The 16,900-nt window shown below is 41.3% G+C and carries 14 protein-coding genes and 1 tRNA gene; 1 reads left to right on the top strand and 14 read right to left on the bottom strand.

Annotated elements, in window-relative coordinates; translation table 11 throughout:
• Positions 1-8 precede the first annotated feature (8 nt).
• A complete protein-coding gene (locus kam1_RS08155) occupies positions 9-1,451 on the top strand; it encodes an NAD-dependent succinate-semialdehyde dehydrogenase (RefSeq protein ID WP_052250434.1) in 1,443 nt (480 codons plus the stop codon).
• A 143-nt stretch (positions 1,452-1,594) separates the two neighbouring features.
• Here kam1_RS08155 and htpX read toward each other — a convergent pair whose 3' ends face one another.
• The 14 genes from htpX to mreC all read right to left on the bottom strand — a co-directional run bounded on the left by htpX (position 1,595) and on the right by mreC (position 16,899).
• Complete coding sequence (htpX, locus tag kam1_RS08150; protein WP_039721004.1) at positions 1,595-2,500, bottom strand: protease HtpX; 906 nt, start codon at positions 2,498-2,500, stop codon at positions 1,595-1,597.
• A gap of 85 nt (positions 2,501-2,585) precedes the next feature.
• Positions 2,586-3,887, bottom strand: coding sequence for a phosphoribosylamine--glycine ligase (gene purD, locus kam1_RS08145; RefSeq protein WP_039721005.1), 1,302 nt, complete (start codon positions 3,885-3,887; stop codon positions 2,586-2,588).
• A 335-nt stretch (positions 3,888-4,222) separates the two neighbouring features.
• Positions 4,223-5,017 carry an MBL fold metallo-hydrolase gene (locus kam1_RS08140; RefSeq protein WP_161792025.1) on the bottom strand — a complete coding sequence of 265 codons (795 nt, stop codon included), beginning with the start codon at positions 5,015-5,017 and terminating at the stop codon, positions 4,223-4,225.
• Between the two features lie 25 nt (positions 5,018-5,042).
• A tRNA-Asp gene (locus tag kam1_RS08135) sits at positions 5,043-5,119 on the bottom strand.
• A gap of 221 nt (positions 5,120-5,340) precedes the next feature.
• The gene (locus kam1_RS08130) at positions 5,341-6,204 is read right to left on the bottom strand and encodes an MBL fold metallo-hydrolase (RefSeq protein WP_244946030.1); all 864 of its coding nucleotides are present in this window, start codon (positions 6,202-6,204) and stop codon (positions 5,341-5,343) included.
• 69 nt (positions 6,205-6,273) lie between these two features.
• Complete coding sequence (infA, locus tag kam1_RS08125) at positions 6,274-6,549, bottom strand: translation initiation factor IF-1 (RefSeq protein WP_039721007.1); 276 nt, start codon at positions 6,547-6,549, stop codon at positions 6,274-6,276.
• Between the two features lie 204 nt (positions 6,550-6,753).
• Positions 6,754-8,931: a carboxy terminal-processing peptidase gene (locus kam1_RS08120; RefSeq protein WP_039721086.1), complete on the bottom strand. Its 2,178-nt coding sequence runs from the start codon at positions 8,929-8,931 to the stop codon at positions 6,754-6,756.
• The gene (gene serS, locus kam1_RS08115) at positions 8,928-10,193 is read right to left on the bottom strand and encodes a serine--tRNA ligase (protein ID WP_039721008.1); all 1,266 of its coding nucleotides are present in this window, start codon (positions 10,191-10,193) and stop codon (positions 8,928-8,930) included. The genes kam1_RS08120 and serS overlap by 4 nt, the downstream gene beginning before the upstream one ends.
• A 278-nt stretch (positions 10,194-10,471) precedes the next feature.
• On the bottom strand, positions 10,472-12,043 hold the full coding sequence (locus kam1_RS08110) for an Rne/Rng family ribonuclease (RefSeq protein WP_039721009.1): 1,572 nt from the start codon (positions 12,041-12,043) through the stop codon (positions 10,472-10,474).
• Between the two features lie 123 nt (positions 12,044-12,166).
• Positions 12,167-13,348 carry a rod shape-determining protein RodA gene (rodA, locus tag kam1_RS08105; RefSeq protein WP_039721010.1) on the bottom strand — a complete coding sequence of 394 codons (1,182 nt, stop codon included), beginning with the start codon at positions 13,346-13,348 and terminating at the stop codon, positions 12,167-12,169.
• A gap of 2 nt (positions 13,349-13,350) precedes the next feature.
• Complete coding sequence (mrdA, locus tag kam1_RS08100) at positions 13,351-14,997, bottom strand: penicillin-binding protein 2 (RefSeq protein ID WP_244946029.1); 1,647 nt, start codon at positions 14,995-14,997, stop codon at positions 13,351-13,353.
• Positions 14,994-15,377, bottom strand: a complete 384-nt coding sequence (locus kam1_RS10765; RefSeq protein ID WP_244946028.1) for a hypothetical protein — start codon at positions 15,375-15,377, stop codon at positions 14,994-14,996. The genes mrdA and kam1_RS10765 overlap by 4 nt, the downstream gene beginning before the upstream one ends.
• 31 nt (positions 15,378-15,408) lie before the next feature.
• Entirely contained in the window at positions 15,409-15,957 is a 549-nt protein-coding gene (locus kam1_RS08095; RefSeq protein WP_143958373.1) for a hypothetical protein, read from the bottom strand.
• Positions 15,958-15,987: 30 nt separating this feature from the next.
• A complete protein-coding gene (gene mreC, locus kam1_RS08090) occupies positions 15,988-16,899 on the bottom strand; it encodes a rod shape-determining protein MreC (protein WP_039721087.1) in 912 nt (303 codons plus the stop codon).
• Between the last annotated feature and the right edge of the window lies 1 nt (position 16,900).

Raw genomic sequence — 16,900 nt, 5'->3', positions numbered from 1 at the left:
AAGTCATTATGTATTCTCAACTTACAAATGAAAAAGTTATTAAACTCGCTAAGATAGGGAACAGCTGGGTGGACACATTGGATAGTTTTGAGCTGATCAGTCCTATCGATGGGAGAGTTATAGGGTTGGTTGCTGATTGTGGTCCAGAGGAAGCTCTTCGAGCAATTGATGCCTCTGAGGAAGCTTTTGAACTGTGGAAAGCTACTTCGGTTGATACCCGATATCAAATTTTATCGCGTTGGGCTCAATTGATTGTGGAAGAAAAAAATCAGTTGGCTGAAATCATGGCTTTGGAAATGGGGAAGCCTCTTAAAGAAGGAAAAAAGGAAGTCGATTATGCTGCTAGTTTTGTCTGGTGGTATGCTGAGGAAGCTAAACGTATTTATGGGTTGACTATTCCTGCTCCGATGCCTTCCAAACGAATCGTGGTACTTTATGAACCTGTTGGGCCTGTATTAGCCATTACCCCATGGAATTTCCCAGCTGCAATGGTTACAAGAAAAGCAGCTGCGGCCATTGCCGCCGGGTGTACCATCATCATTAAACCTGCTGAACACAGTCCATTGACTGCAACCTTTCTTGCCTTTCTTTGGGATAAGGCTGGAGGGCCTCCTGGAGTTTTACAAGTGCTTCCAACGGCTAATCCCGAAAGGCTTTGTAAGGTATTTTTTGATGATTTTAGAATTAGAAAAATTTCATTTACTGGCAGCATACCCGTAGGGAAGGCTATCTATAGGGAAGCAGCTAAAACTTTAAAAGGCGTTCTTTTAGAGTTGGGAGGGAATGCTCCCATGATTGTCTTTGCTGATGCCGACATAGATACCGCTATTAGAGAAGCCATTCAGGCAAAATTTAGGAATGCAGGACAAGCGTGCGTTGCCGTCAATAGGCTTTATGTCGAAAAAAAGATCAGCGAGCCCTTTTGCAGCAAACTAGTTGAAGAGACAAAAAAGCTTGTCCTCGGAGATCCATTGCTTCCAAGTACCGATATTGGTCCGCTGGTTGGCGAACAATCCCTTCACAAAATTCATTCATTGCTTGCTGATGTCTTGGAAAAAGGTGGAAAAATTCTCTGTGGAGGGAAATCCCAAGGGTTGTATTTTGCTCCCACCATTGTTTGGGTCTCTGATCCCTCGGCAAGAATACTTAGTGAGGAAATTTTTGGTCCAGTTTTGCCAGTCATTCCTTTCGAAATGGAAAGGGAAGTTATTAGTTGGGCCAATGCCACCAATTATGGCTTGGCTTCTTATGTCATGACTTCTGATCTCAAAAGAGCTTTTCGTCTATCCGAGGCTCTCCGTTTTGGAATTGTTGGAATAAACGATGGGAGGCCTTCCTGTTGTCAAGCTCCTTTCGGTGGAATCAAAGAGTCTGGAATAGGAAGGGAAGGAGGGCAGTGGGGTATAAAAGAGTTTTTAGAAACGAAGTATTTATCGTTTAACCTCGATTAAGACCGAGAGAAATTAAACAATAAGAGATAAAGCGTTCTGCCCCTTTTTTAGGAAGAAGACTTCTGGCTTTTATTGCAGCAGTAAACTATTTTCTTTTGTAGCCTCGTCTCTTTAGGAAGAGCTTTTTACAAACCTTCTTTTTTCTATTCCTCTGGGAGATTTTCTAGAGCTTTAATTCTTTCCTCAAGCGGCGGATGGGTGGCCAGAAGAGCAAGGATTCCTCCAGGTCGACCATTGATTTTGAAAGTGTTTAAGGCGGGCGCTCGTTCATCAATAAAAGCCGATTCTCCCTCCATAATCTGTTTTAGTTTTTTGAGAGCCGAAAGCATAGCCTCTTTACCTGCCAAATGCGCCCCACCCGCATCGGCACGAAATTCCCTCATTCGAGAATACCAGGCAACAATAAAGGAAGCTAAAAGACCTAGTACAATTTCAGAGATAAACATTCCCATATAAAAACCGATACCGATCGATTCTCTTTCATCATTCCGGCTGAAAAGACGGTCTATAAAAAAGCCTATAATCCGAGAAAGAAATACTACGAAAGTATTCACTACCCCTTGTAACAAGGTCATTGTGACCATATCGCCATTGCTAATATGAGTAATCTCATGGCCGAGCACCCCAGCGATTTGCTTTTTATTCATATGCTCTAGGATGCCTGTGCTGACTGCTACCAGGGCATTAGACCGAGATGGCCCAGTCGCAAAGGCGTTGACTTCAGGACTTTCATAGATGCCGACTTCGGGCATAGGGATATTGGCCCTGTTGGCTAGTTCCCTGACTGTTTCCAACAACCATCTTTCCGCTTCATTAGATGGCTGTTGAATAACCTGAATGTTATAGGCCATTTTAGCCATCCATTTCGAGATGGCCAGCGAAATAAAACTGCCTGTAAAACCTACCACTAAGGAGAAAAGGAATAACGACCAATAATCTATTCCATAGGCGGTTAACCAACGATCCAGATGAAAAATAGATATAAAGAGCGTTAGTAAAACGATGACGGCAATGTTGGTCAAAATTAACAGAAATACACGCTTGAACATGCTATATATATAATGAGAGTACTAAAAAGATGCAAGTGGATCCCGAATGTCTGAGAAAAACTAATTAGTATTTTTTCATCCTTTGCTAAACCTGCTTTAAAAAGAACGAAGGAATATGCAGTTGGCCGATGTCCTTCCTGTAGAACATCCCCTCAAAATGGATGGTATCTATTCGACGATACGCCATTTTTTTCGCTTCTTCCAGGGATTGAGCCCAGCCTACCGAACATAACACTCTGCCACTTGAGGAGACAAGCCTGCCGTCTATCTTTTTTGTTCCCGAATGAAACAACAAGCTTTGCTTCCGTTCCTCCTCAGTAAGACCCTGTTCGTTGAGGGTAATTTCTTTGCCTATTTCAATATGTTCCGGATAACCTTGGGCAGCCACGACGACACCAACATAGTGAAGGTTTTCATTAAACTGAATCTTTAGTGCTTCCAGTTTTGTTTCTGTGAGAGCCTGAGCGATTTCTAAAAAAGAGGTTTGTAATGCTGGAATCAAAACCTGAGCCTCAGGATCTCCAAGTCTGATATTAAACTCCAAAACAGCTGGGCCAAAGCGAGTAATCATTAAACCAGCATAGAGAATGCCTTTATATATAATCTGCTCTTTTTGGAACGCCTCCAGAAGGGGCAAAAGGATTTTTTTCTCTATAGAACTCTGTAGGGAGGCATCAAAGATTGGACTTGGGAAAAAGGCACCCATTCCTCCTGTATTCAAACCTTTGTCAAAGTCAAAAGCCTTTTTATAGTCATGAATCGCTGCCAAAACCCGATAGTTTTGACCATCCAGAAGGACAAAAAGCGAAAGCTCTATCCCTTCGAGAAATTCTTCAATAAGAATCTTTTTGCAGGCAGCTCCGAAGATTTTTTGATCCATTAACTTGCGAATGGAGTTTTCAGCCTGAGTAGGATCATGAACAATCAGAACTCCTTTGCCTGAAGCAAGCCCATCGGCTTTAATAACTTGGGGAAAATGAAAACTTTTGCTAAAATGGATGGCATCGATAGGGTTTTCAAAGATTCTAGCTTCAGCAGTTGGGATTTTGTAATGGACCATAAGTTCTTTGGTCCATGCTTTACTGCCTTCTAGTCTAGCTGCCCTTTTCTTGGGGCCAACGATTTTCAGCCCGATTGATTCAAATTTATCGGCAATCCCATCGCAAAGAGGCGCTTCTGGACCTACTACTGTGAGATCTGGTCGATTTTCCCTAGCCCAATGAAAAAGATTATCCATGTCATAGATCCCAATGGGGAGATTAGTACAGAATTCTTCGGTCCCAGCATTGCCTGGTGCAACAAAAATCTTTTTTACAGTCGGATCTTTTTTAAATGACCAACAGAGTGCATGCTCTCTGCCACCGCCACCAACTACGAGAACCTTCACAATACCTTCTCTCCTTTCTTTTTACATTAATGCCAATTGTTGTAGGAATATTAAGTTGTTATATCCAACTAAAGCTCTTAAAAAAAAAGATATCGATTCCATATTATTAGGCCCTTCTATACCTCATGGACTACAATACTTCATGGACAGTGCTCCTGGTTGCTGCTTCTCCCACTGGCAGCCTCCCTACAAGCAATAAGACTTACCACCTCCTATGGCTACAGGGATCGGTTCCTACTATCCTTTTTATTTTTTCTATCTTTTTTAAGAAAGTAAAAATTTCAACTTTTGCTCACAAAAAAGTTTAACAAACTTACGATTGGTAGGTAGCAGAATTATGGCTCTTTGAGGACATAAATCCAAGGTTCTGAAGGAAGGTCTAGTTGGCTGACCATTATTTCAGAACTGTCGATAAAACGCACATTTTTTTTCCCCTCCAAGTAATTAGCTAGAGGACGGAGGTCAAGATCACCACTGAGACTTGTTTTAAAAGCGATGGGTATTATGATACGAGCGCCAAGATCCAAGGCTATTTTGTCTAATTCTTCGTTAGAAAGCGTTTCATTACCAATTGGGAGAAAGAGAACATCAACCTTGCCGAATTCGGCTAACTGGTCTTGGTTGAGGGGATGGGCTAAATCGCCTAGATGGGCAAAATTGACTCTGTCAAGCTTGAAGACGAATGCTGTATTTTTGCCATGTAAGGATCCTTGAGATTTATCACGAAAGGTTTGTATGCCTTTGAAAATATGACCTCGTGCATTGTTGGGACCTACGGCCGTTATGCTTCGAAAGATTTGTGGGGTGCCGAATAGTTTTTCACCGGCTGATCTATCTTCAGATTCAGAACTAATTAAAACAACATCAGCTTGCAGTCGATCGGGAAACTTATATTTAACAGTATCTTCCCCATAAGGATCAATGGCGACTCGAACACCCGTAGAAGAAATCAGATAGACAAAAGCATGACCATACCAACGAACAAGTACTTGTCCTTCATTTTGAGCGTAGCATTCTGCAGAGAAAAAAATAGGAGCAAGAAGGCAAAAGCATCCAATTAAAAATTCAATAGATAAAGTGATGGATCTTGAAAAAAGGGCAGAATAAGCGCTTTGCAGGCTTCCTTTCACTATGTGCCAAATACCAAAAATTTCTCGGAGCCAACGGGGCTCGAACCCGCAACCCCTGCCGTGACAGGGCAGTGCTCTAACCAATAATTGAGCTATGGCTCCAATTTCAAAATTTAAATTATTCGTGTAGTTTTCTTAACAATCTTTTGCCTTTTGGAAACGGCACCACTTGTCCAAAGGCGATTACGTGCGTGTTTATGTTGAAATACTAGCTCCATGAGGGATAGCTTGCAAGTCAAAAAACCTGAGGAAGGCATAAAGCTCTGCTTGCATTCCATTTCTTGAAAGAAATTAGGCTTTCGGCCCTCTTCACTCTATAAAAGTTACAATATAGTAGGAATTCCCTCATTCAGAAAACAAACTTGTGAGAGAATACCCTTTTTTTTCGCAGCCATGATGAGCCGATAGGCTGGTTCGTGGAGAGGTTCATAACTCATTCGATAAGTTCCAAAATGCATTGGGATCATTATTTTGCCTCGGAGTTCTTGAAAGGCTTGAACAGCTTTTTCTGGATTAATATGCACGTCACGTCCTGAAGGTGGGTCATAGGAACCAATAGGCATCAAAACAACTTCTGGGTGAAGTCGCTCACCAATTTCTGAAAATTTTTCAAAGTAAGCGGTATCTCCGCAATGATAGACAGATCTTCCATCAAATTTGAGGCAATAGCCTCCATAGCCACGATAGAAATCAGCCAAAACTCTTGCTCCCCAATGCTTAGCAGGAGTAAATGTAATTTCGGTTCCATCTATTTCTATTTTTTCCCACCAATTCATTTCTAAAATTTTTTCAAATCCAATGCCTCTCACTAAGTTCTTTACCCCCTTGGGAACAATGATAGGCTGATTTTTAGCAATCATTTTCAAAGTCTTTTTATTTAAATGATCAAAATGTGCATGAGTAATAAGGACAAGGTCGATTGATGGGAGAGCATCCAAAGCAATTCCTGCCCTTTTGAGTCGCCTAATGATAAGCATCCAATTCGACCAATTTGGATCAATTAAAATGTTATGTTTATGGGTTTGCAAAAGAAAAGAGGCGTGTCCTACCCATGTTAAACAGATTTGTCCGGAATTTACTTTTGGGAATTGGGGCCTATGTTCGATTCCTTCTCTCTTTTTAAAAAAAGAAGACATGAGAACATTTAAAAAGAATCTTCTTTTTGTTTTACTAGGAATCGGTTCCATATTTATCCCCATGTCCCGCTATGCCAAAAACAGAAAAACTGGTCTTTAAATAATCAAAAAACTTTTTCTCTATACTTGTTTCTGACGAGGCTTTTTCTGTGTGGCAGGAGGGGGTGGGGGATGAATCCTATCAATGCGATATAAAATTCTTGCTTTTGTCAAATCATGAGGAGACATTTCTAGCTTCACTCTATCCCCATAGGTGAGCCGAACAAAATTTTTCCTCATTTTCCCAGAAATATGGGCTAAAACCTGATGTTTGTTGTCGAGTTCGACACGAAACATCGTCCCTGGTAGGATAGCGACTATCGTTCCTTCTAGCTCAATAGTATTTGTCGATGACATAGAGATAAGCTATCTATCATCTGCCTTTTTTGCATGTAAGACTATTTTGTAAGAATAAATAAGACCTACGCATCATGCCAATAGACTTCTTAAGCATATCATTGCATTGTTTTTCTTTTTGACATTGGCTGACACGTAGCCATTGCTCGAATGCAAATTAATAAAATAAGAAAGTACTGTCAAGGAAATTACAAGGCAAAGGTGTTAAGAGTTCTCATTTTTTAGCACAAGAATGTTCTTTGGTTCTTGCAAAGCAAAAATGTAATCTTTCAGAACATTAAGGGTTTCCAGCATCACAAAATCATTCTTGGGGGATGAATTCAAACTATCATCGAATTTTTCATCCAAAATTTTTGTGTCCTCAAGAGAATTATCCGTGGTAGGACTTGTCTTCTCTACGGTATTTGTGATGATTTTTGGTTCTTTATGATTCTTTACTGACTCAATATCAAATTCGTATATTTTATCGTAAGAAGATTTCTGTTCGGCTCTTGCAGTTTCATAATTCTTTTTGAGCAATGCAAATTCTTCTTTTTCTTTTTTCCTTTGAGCTTCGTTTAAGGAAACAAGCTTTTCGGACATTTTTTTCTTTAATACCTCAATTTCTGAATTCAAATGGATAAAATCAATGCTAGAAGCAATTCGTTGTGCCGATCGGCGTTGAAGGACAGGGACAATGGTGGACAGACCAGTGTTTACTTTTTGAAAATTCATTGGATTAATCTGATCGGCTGGTAAGTAGTTTGGCAAAGAAGATTCACCGATTTCTAAATAATCATCGAGGGAGGGAAAGACAATGTCAGAGGCGACCCCATGCTGTTGAGTCGTCAATCCAGTGATCCGATAAAATTTTTGAACGGTTACTTTCAGTCTACCGGGATCCCCATGAAAATCCCATGGCATAAAATCAGACAACGAAATTAAAGTTTGAACGGTTCCTTTCCCATGAGACACTTGATCGCCAACGATGATTGCTCGTCCGTAGTCTTGTAAGGCAGCAGCCACAATCTCTGAAGCCGAAGCGCTAAACCGACTAATAAGAACCACTAAGGGTCCGCCATAACAATACCTGTTTGAAGAAATAAGGAAAGGTTGGACTCGACCCCGGAAGTCTTTGACTTGCACAACGGGACCATCTTTGATAAACAGCGCCGTCATGTTGACGGCTTCTTCCAGCATCCCTCCTCCATTTTTTCTAAGATCGAGCACAAGGCCAGAAATTTTCTCTTTCTCTAGTCTTTTTATCAAAAGGGCAACATCATCGCTTGCATGTTCATAAAAACCAGGAAGCTGTATCACTCCCAGTCGCTCCATTTTCCCATCTTTTTCGGTTTTTTCATACACGAAGGCTTTGGCTCGCTGTTCGTTCAGCTTCACTTCATCTCGGACGAGGGTCACCGATTTTCTGACCGAATCATCTGGGCTATCTGCAGGGATCACTATTAGCGTAACCTTGGTGCCCTTTTCTCCTCTAATCATTTCAACAACTTTATTCAGCTTCATGTCTACCACATCAACAGGCTCTCCTTTTTCCTGCTGCACGGCCACGATTCGATCGTTTGGCTTGAGTCTTTTATCCAGGTCTGCAGGGCCTCCAGGAACGAGGCTAACGATTTTGGGATAGCCCTCTTCGGATTTTAAAACGGCACCGATTCCCGTGAGAGAAAGCTTGATGCTATTGATTTCAAAATTTTTTGCTTCGCTTGGCGATTGGTAATCCGAATGCGGGTCATAGGCATGGGTTAGGGCATTAAGATAGTAATCAAGAATTTCTTCGGAGTCGGCTTCGCGCATTTCTTTGAGAAGCCTGGCGTATCTTCTCGATATGGTCTTTTTTGTTTGTTCGGGTTTTTCATTAGCCAGTTTGCCTTGGAGCAGCTCAAATTTGATTCTTTTTCGCCATAAATCCTTGGCTTCCTCTTCTGTTTTTGGCCAGGGCATTTTAGATCTATCTGTTTGATAATATTCATCTTTGGTAAAGTCATGAGGCGTAGCCAAGAGCCCTTCAATTAAACTTTCTCTTTCAGTCAGTCTATGGATGTATCTAGAATAGATGTCAAAGGCAGGGGTAAGGTCCTCTTGGTAGATGTAGTCGAAAAGTTTTTTCCCATATTTTTCATTGAATTCATCAATATCAGATTGGAGAAAAACCATGTGACTAAAGTCGAGTGCATCCAAATAGTCTTTTAAAAAGACTTGGGATAATTTCTCATCAGCTGGCTTTTGCGAAAAATGCGCTTGTTGCAGAAGCGAAGCTACCGTTTTTGCTACTTTAGCACATTGGGACTCTGTAAGATCCCCATAGGCAGGAAGCTTATCGAAAAGTCCCCACAAAAGACAGGTTCCAAGAAAAAGAACTAAAATTTTAACTTTTGACTTCATAAACATTCTTCTCCAAAATAAGCCCTAATTTTTTCTGGAATCAACACCCGGCCGTCTTCTTTTTGATTGTTTTCTAAAATAGCTGCTACAAGCCTTGGGAGCGCTGTGCCAGATCCATTTAAAGTATGGCACAATATATTTTTGCCACTGGAGGATTTGTATCTTAAGTTCATTCTTCTAGCTTGGAAATTTTCCAAATTGCTCACCGAAGATATTTCAAGCCAGTTTTGAATACCAGCAGCCCAAACTTCTATATCATAGCATTTGGCTGCTCCAAAGCCCATGTCTTCAGAAGCAAGTAATACGACCCGGTAGCAAAGGTTCAAAGCTTGGAGCACGTTTTCGGCATGCTTGACCATTTCTTCTAAAGCTCCATAAGAATCCTCCGGTTTGGTAATCTGCACCAGCTCGACTTTGTCGAATTGATGGAGCCGTAGTATCCCTCTTGTGTCTTTTCCTGCGCTACCAGCTTCTAACCGAAAACAAGGAGTATAAGCCACATAGCGTAAAGGCAGAGAAGATTCAGGCAAGATTTCTTCTCTATGTAAATTGGTTAAAGGGACCTCGCCAGTAGGAATTAGATAGAGGCCATCATTATTGATCGAATACATATCATTGGCAAATTTTGGCAGATGGCCTGTTCCCATCATACAGGCTTCTCTCACCAAATAAGGAGGCCACACTTCTTTATACCCGTGGTTTTGAGTATGCATTTCAAGCATGAAATGGATAAGAGCCCTTTGTAACTTGGCCCCCTTGCCTAAAAAAAGAGAAAAACCGCTCCCAGAGAGTTTTGCACTTCTTTCTAAGTCCAGTATTCCAAGTTCTTTGCCTAATTCCCAGTGCGTTTTCAAGGGAAAGTTAAGTTGGGGTGGTTCTCCCCAAGTTCTTACGACTAGGTTGGCTTCACTGCCACCGCATGGAACAGATTCATGGGGAAGGTTAGGCAGAGAAAGAAGCAGGGCATTGAGCTGGGTTTCTAAATTCGCAAGCTCTTTTTCCTTTTCTTCAATTTTAGAACCAATTTCTTTTAAGGCTACAAACTCCTCTTCGACTTTTTCTCCCTGCAGTTTTTTTAAACCTATTTCTTTACTTTGTTTGTTTCTTAAAGCACGCCATTTTTCGATTTCAGCCTGTAGACTTCGTTTCTTAGAATCGAGGGCATAGATCTCATCTACGAGGGGAGCCAATCCCTTGGCGCGAGAGGAAAGCTTGAGTTTAGTTTCTAAAAGATTATGCCTAATGAGATTGATATCCAACATGGGAATTTCTTATAAATCGTGCAAAAGTCCTTATTTTATAAAATAAAACTAAAATATTATAATGGTTTCTGAGGATAAAATCGACTGAGAAAAAACAAATTTTTTACTTTTAAAAATACTCTCAGAACTGAAAAGCCAATCATCCTTCCCACCTAATTGTCCAGATAATAAATAACAAGAAAGACCACACTTCCATTACAAGAGCTCCATGTCCAAAAGCATGAGCCTTCTCTACCTTAAAAAACCACCATTTGTTTGGGCCTGTCTTTTTTACTGAGTCAGGTAATATCTTCCCCAGTGATAGCGTTTTGAATTTTAAACTCTTCATAATTGATCCGAGGATCTGTTCGAAAATAGAGTTTTCCTTGCATTCTTCTCTCTAAGTCTACAAGCAGTTCTTCATCTTCTGATTTCAATCGATCTAACACATCACTGTTTAAAATCACCCGTAGCTCTTTTACTTCCGGATGCAACCTGATAACCCTATTAATGGCCCTTTGGATTTCAATGCTCATGGTCTCTGGTGATTTGACCATTCCTCTGCCATGACAATGCGGGCAGGGAATATAAAGGGAATGCCAAATGCTTTCTTGAACCCTTTGCCTTGTCATTTCTACAAGACCAAATGCGGAAATCGGCAGAACATTTATTTTTGCTCTATCCTTCCTAATGCATTCTTTTAGCTGTTCAAAGACTTGATGCTGTTCTTTGCGAGATTTCATGTCGATGAAATCGATGACAACCAACCCCCCAATGTTCCGAAGGCGAAGTTGTCTGGATATTTCTTTGGCAGCTTCGATGTTGGTCTTAAGAATAGTATTATCCTGATCTTTCCCCATTTTTGCTTTCCCTGTGTTCACATCTATAGCCACAAGAGCTTCGGTCTCATCAATGATAATATATCCGCCACTGGGCAGTTCTACCTTACGCATAAAAGCGGTGTCGATTTGTCGTTCGATGTTTAATTTTTCAAAAAGCGGAATGGGTTCGTTATAATAGATGATTTTCCTTTGGGATCTCTTGGAAATCGCTGCGACTAGGTCTTTTATCCGCTTGACTTCCTGCTCGTTGTCGACATAAATCTTTTCGACGTCATCTGTCAGGAAATCCCTAACCGTTCGTTCAATGAGATCAGGTTCCATATAAAGTAAGACAGGGGCGGGGTATTCCTTCATTTTTCTTTCTATTTCATTCCATTTTTGGAGAAGAATAGCCAAATCCCTGATAAAATACCGTGTCTTTTGACCTTCTCCGACTGTTCTTATGATCAATCCCATGCCTTCTGGAATACGCAGTTCGTTTAAGATTTTCCTGAGTCGTACTCGCTCCTTGGGGTCTTCGATTTTCCTCGAAATGCCGAACTGTTCATTAAAAGGCATCAACACAAGGTATCTGCCAGCAAGGGTTATGTTCGTCGTGACCCGCGGTCCTTTTGTACCGATGGGGCCTTTTGTGACTTGTACGACAACTTCGGAGCCAGGTGGATAAATATTAGGAATATCTTCAGCACGGATAGGGCGCACCTTTGACTTTGTGCCTTTTCTTTCGAAAAGTTCTACGCCCACATCAAGAGCCGCAGGAATCGCATCCCAAAAATGCAAAAAGGCATTTTTCCCAATCCCAATATCCACAAAAAGGGCTTTGAGTCCTAGATCCACATTGTTTACTCTGCCTTTATAGATATTTGAAGCGATCTCCTTTTGGCTTCCTCTTTCAATGGCGAACTCCTCGAGAAGGCCATCTTCCAGTAAGGCCACCCGCCTTTCAAGGGGCTCACAACTTATGGCAATTTCTTTGTTGGATCTTTTGTTTGAATGCCGAACTAGACGACGAATGCGATCGAAAATCATGTTGAAACTCTCCATTAGTCTGACTCGATTGGCTTGATGAGTCAGGACAGGCTAAAGGTTGATAAAAAAAAGATATAGGTGAAGTAGGACTAAAAAATATCAAAAAGAGAGAATAAAAAATAATTACTTCAAGTTGCGTCGAATCCATATACTTTCTACAAGACCAAGTCCTATTAAACAAATTATTAAAAAAGTTCCTCCATAACTGATAAAAGGCAAGGGGATTCCTGTAATGGGGACAACTTTTATGGTCATACCAATATTAACAAAAATATGGGTAAAGAGCATAGCAGCTACCCCTCCAGCTACCAGCGACCCCACTAAATCTTTGGCATAAAAGGCGGCTCGTAAGCATAACAAAAGCATGATGCCTTCTCCGATTATAACCGCACTTCCTCCAACAAATCCCCATTCTTCTCCTATCACTGAGAATATAAAATCATTATAAGCAATATTTTTAGGAAGGAAACCGAGCATGTTTTGCGTACCTTTAAGGAACCCTTTGCCCGAAAAACTTCCAGACCCTATGGCAATCAAGGATTGATTGATTGTCCAGCCAGAGCCTAGGGGATCAAGATTTGGATCAAAAAAAGTTCTGATCCGGTTCATTTGATAAGGTTTTAACCCAGGAATGTCCCATCCAAGATGCGAAACACCTATATAGGCGTATAAAAGAACGGCCAGGATCAATATTAAAGGAATGGCAAGATATCTTTTTTTGAGCCCACCTATAAATAGCTGGGCAAAAAGAATAGGAATGAAAACACCTGCTGAACCCAGAGCGGGTTGTTTTAAAATGAGCACAAAAGGAATAAGTACTACAAAACACAAAGTGAGAAAGGAAATCATAGGCCTATGCTTGAATCTATCGAGCCAAAAGCCTCCAAAAAGGATAAAAGCCAGTTTGCATAATTCGGCAGGTTCTATGCCTATGGGGCCAAATCGAAGCCAGCTTTTGGCTCCATTGACTGTTTGGCCAATCAATAGCACAAGAACCAATAGAGGAAGAGTTAACAAAAGAAGAATCCAACTCCATTTGACTAAGAAATGGTAATCAGTGAACGAAACGATAAAAAAAATCACCAATCCTAACATAAGCCAGAGAAATTGGGAAAAGGGAGCATTGCGAAATTCAGCACTAGGACTTGAATAAGTAGCGCTATAAATGACAGCTATGCCAAAAAAAGACAGAGCTAAAACAATGAGAAACAAAAACCAATCGAATTTGAAAAACTTATCAAAAAAGCCAAATTCTTTTGGTTTTTTCTTTGGAGCATTCTCGTTACTGTAGAAGTCGTTGTCCATCGTCAATCATCATCATCGTTTTGACCTGACTGATTCTCAGGTGGAGGCTTAGGTTGGGAAGAACCAGTTTGCTCTTTGGTAAACTCGGTAAGCCCATTGAAATTGCCAATAGCTGGTTTTAAGTAAGTTAAAGTAGGGTTATGTCCTTTTTCAATGTCAAATATGCCTTCGAGAATTTTTTTTGCAATAGGAGCAGCCGTGGCTCCTCCGCTCACTCCTCCTTCAACAAGAATGCAGAAAGCATAACGTGGAGATTCATAAGGAGCAAAGCCTACAAACCAAGCTCGGGTGTCTTTGTAGAGTTTGCCGTTTAATTTTTTAGTCGCTTGGGCAGAACCGGTTTTCCCGGCTACCTTGATACCTTCGATCTTCGCGTTGGCTCCTGTGCCCTCTTCGACCACTCCAAGCATCGCCGATTTAACGGCTTCTAAATCTTGTGGACTGACGTCAAGCTGAGAATGAACCCGTGAAGGCACGGCAATCTTAATTTCTCCTTTATTATTAGAAACGCCTTGAACGATTCTTGGATAGAAAAGGGTTCCACCGTTGGCAATAGCAGCCACAAAAAGGGCCATCTGAAGTGGCGTCACTTGCAAAAAGCCTTGGCCAATAGAAACATTGGCGGTATGCGCGGTAGACCATCTTTCCATGGGATATTTTTGTTTCATCCACTCTGGACCAGGAACGATTCCTGGGGATTCCCCTGGTAAAGGAATGCCTGTAAGCTGTCCAAATCCCGCTGCATTAGCCATTTGTTCTATGTTCTGGATCCCTGTCCTTATACCCACTTGATAAAAAAAGGTATTACACGAATACCGGATCCCATCATAAAGGGTGATATTCCCACGGCCGGTTTTCGTCCAATCATGAAACAAATGGCCGCCAATATCTATTGCCGCAGGGGAATTGATGACCGTTTTAGGGGTAATAGCTCCAGATTTCAATGCAGCTAGGGCAATGAGCAGTTTGAAGGTAGAACCTGGAGGATAGGAAGAAATAGCTCTATTCACCAGAGGATTGGTGGGGTCGGTTGTTAGCTTTTGCCAGTTTTCTTGGGATATTTTTGGAATGAAGTCATTGGGATCAAAATTCGGGACAGAGCACATCGCTAGAATATCCCCGGTGTTAGGATCCACTACCACAGCTGCTCCTCGGCCGACAGAACGCAGTGCGGTCTCAACGATATACTGGATCCTCGTATCTAGGCTTAAATACACGCAATCTCCTAATTGAGGGGGGATATAACTTTCTTCATTGACGATATAGCCGCGGTAATTCACTTTGAGGATTCTGCCTCCTGGTTTTCCCTGAAGCTGGCCATCCATATACCTCTCAATGCCCCACTTCCCCACCATATCCAGAGCGATCCCATCTGGGGATACCTTTTCTTTATCATCCGGAGCAGCTACATAGCCTATCACATGCGATGCTAAGGCCCCATAATTATAATACCTAATAGGTTTGACAGCGATATCTATGCCAGGAACCCCTAAGTTTTGTTCTTCAAATCGAGCGACTGTAGCATAATCTAGGTCTGTTCTTAATGAATATGGAACCGAAGGGCTCGTAAAATAATGCCTTTGCAGTTCTTTGGGATCCAATTTTACAGCTAGACGTAGAGCTTTAAGAATGGGAGCTAAGTCTGTCATGACGATTTTGTAAATGTCTGGTTCTTTTCTGAGAACAAGATTCCCCCCATCATTCTTTGGACTTCAATCCTTGGCGTTTTTCCCTTGTGTCTTCGGGGAAAATCTCGGACAAGCTCGTCTAGATAAAGATCGATTTCAAACATCGCTCTATTTTCAGCCAGTCCAACGCCATTTTTATCCAAGATAGGTCCTCGGGCTCCTGCGAGACGCAAGGAAATTGTCGTTTGATTCCTTAGTTTTGACGCATAGGCTTTGCCTTCGTAGATCTGTAAAATCCATAATCTGGTTAAAAGGATTCCCATAGCGACAATGACAGCAAGAGCAAGCAAGGCGATCCGCAGTCGAACGGAATGGCGTATACCTGGAGGAGTACTTGTCATGGTAAGAGGCTATTGGATCAAAAACCCTTTTCTAAGATAAATTACTATTTTTTTTAAAAAAAGAGGGAAAAAATTCTTCTTGTGAAGGAGAAATTTTAAGGAGAACAAAGATAAGGTCCATAATTAGAAAGAGAGGAATCGATAGCAGAGCACTAAGAAAAGAAATCGATACGCATTTTGTCAAAGGTTCTAAAGACCAGTGCCACTGATGGTTTTCCAATTCAAAAAGTAAATAGCTTATCAAAGAGTAGAAAAATACCCCTACAGATACATAAAGAGGAAACATCCAATAGTTTCCTATTTTTTCAAAAAGTGGTTTAAGAACACTTATAAATAGAAAAAGCAGGATAAGGCTGAGGGTAGTGGTTCCAAAAATACCAGGGATGAGGAGATCGGATAATATTCCTGTATAGAGAGAAAAGCCAAAAGCATAAAAAAAGGGCATTCTGAGAGTAAAATAAATGACAAACAGAGCGCTGATTTCGGGTTTAGCATAAAAGAAAGGGAGATCTGGCAGAATCATTTGTCCGAATATAGAAAGAAAGCCGATAAAAAGAAATAAAAGAAAGATTACAAGCATGCGCGTTTAAAATGACTGATTCACTTTTTGCTATTCCCTTTTCCCAACGAGGATGACAAATAACTCATTAAGTTGTGTGAGATCCACCCCGGTATCGAGGATGACCTCCCGGTAGAGTCCAAAATTATGAGACGCATCAAGGGGTTCCAGCTGAATGACGCTGCCAATGTATAGGCCTGGAGGGAAAACGCCACCTAAGCCACTGGTTAAGACCCTTTCTCCAACTCCTACCTGACTATTCCTTGGCAGATAGATCATCCGAGAATATGGTTTATTTTCTCCGTTTGTCCCAGCCCCTACCACAAGACCCTGATCTTTAGATACTTCTGTCATCGCTGAAATTTTACAATTCTCATTGGTCAAGAGAATAACTTCAGTGGTGTGCCTTGCTACAATACCTGTTTTCCCGACCACCCCACGAGGCGTGACCACTGGCAAATCGGAATAAAGCTCGTTGTCGTCAGCCCACCCGACATCTATCAACAGATCATTCCACCAATTGGTTGGATCCCGACTGATGACCCGGCAGGCTAGAAGCCTATACCTAGAAGCATGGCGAAAGGAAAGCATTTCTTTTAATCTTTCGTTTTCCTGGCGCAAGTGGGTTAGGTAGCTGTTTTCCATGGCTAGTTGCGCATTTTTGGCTTTCAGCTCTTTGAGTTCTAACTGGACTTGATCAAGTGTCTTGAGACTGGACGTATAGTCATCGATCGTCTTGACCGTTTTATCCCATATCCAAATCACAGGGGAAAATAGTTCCAATCCATATTTATGGATGGTTTGTTGCCACGGTTTGGGCAGAACCAACCCAATAAATACTAGAAAAAGAGCCCCTAAAAATATAAAGATTCCTGCCCGATGATAAGCGATTTTAGAAAAAGCAGTTTGTTCTTTTTCCTCGAACAGGGAGGAGTCGTCTTTTTCTACGGTAGTTTTTCGCATT

Origin of the sequence: Methylacidiphilum kamchatkense Kam1 (genome assembly GCF_007475525.1) — a bacterium.
GTDB classification, from domain to species: Bacteria; Verrucomicrobiota; Verrucomicrobiia; order Methylacidiphilales; family Methylacidiphilaceae; genus Methylacidiphilum; species Methylacidiphilum kamchatkense.
Note: the sequence above shows the minus strand (reverse complement) of the source record. Positions and strands in the feature narration are given on the sequence as shown.

What these genes read in the sequence shown, in the direction of transcription:
- mreC (WP_039721087.1), bottom strand. Translation starts at nt 16,899, where the DNA reads ATGCGAAAAACTACCGTAGAAAAAGACGACTCCTCCCTGTTCGAGGAA.
- rodA (WP_039721010.1), bottom strand. Translation starts at nt 13,348, where the DNA reads ATGGACAACGACTTCTACAGTAACGAGAATGCTCCAAAGAAAAAACCA.
- kam1_RS08155 (WP_052250434.1), top strand. Translation starts at nt 9, where the DNA reads ATGTATTCTCAACTTACAAATGAAAAAGTTATTAAACTCGCTAAGATA.
- serS (WP_039721008.1), bottom strand. Translation starts at nt 10,193, where the DNA reads ATGTTGGATATCAATCTCATTAGGCATAATCTTTTAGAAACTAAACTC.
- kam1_RS08120 (WP_039721086.1), bottom strand. Translation starts at nt 8,931, where the DNA reads ATGAAGTCAAAAGTTAAAATTTTAGTTCTTTTTCTTGGAACCTGTCTT.
- mrdA (WP_244946029.1), bottom strand. Translation starts at nt 14,997, where the DNA reads ATGACAGACTTAGCTCCCATTCTTAAAGCTCTACGTCTAGCTGTAAAA.
- infA (WP_039721007.1), bottom strand. Translation starts at nt 6,549, where the DNA reads ATGTCATCGACAAATACTATTGAGCTAGAAGGAACGATAGTCGCTATC.
- htpX (WP_039721004.1), bottom strand. Translation starts at nt 2,500, where the DNA reads ATGTTCAAGCGTGTATTTCTGTTAATTTTGACCAACATTGCCGTCATC.
- kam1_RS08095 (WP_143958373.1), bottom strand. Translation starts at nt 15,957, where the DNA reads ATGCTTGTAATCTTTCTTTTATTTCTTTTTATCGGCTTTCTTTCTATA.
- kam1_RS10765 (WP_244946028.1), bottom strand. Translation starts at nt 15,377, where the DNA reads ATGACAAGTACTCCTCCAGGTATACGCCATTCCGTTCGACTGCGGATC.
- kam1_RS08130 (WP_244946030.1), bottom strand. Translation starts at nt 6,204, where the DNA reads ATGGAACCGATTCCTAGTAAAACAAAAAGAAGATTCTTTTTAAATGTT.
- kam1_RS08110 (WP_039721009.1), bottom strand. Translation starts at nt 12,043, where the DNA reads ATGATTTTCGATCGCATTCGTCGTCTAGTTCGGCATTCAAACAAAAGA.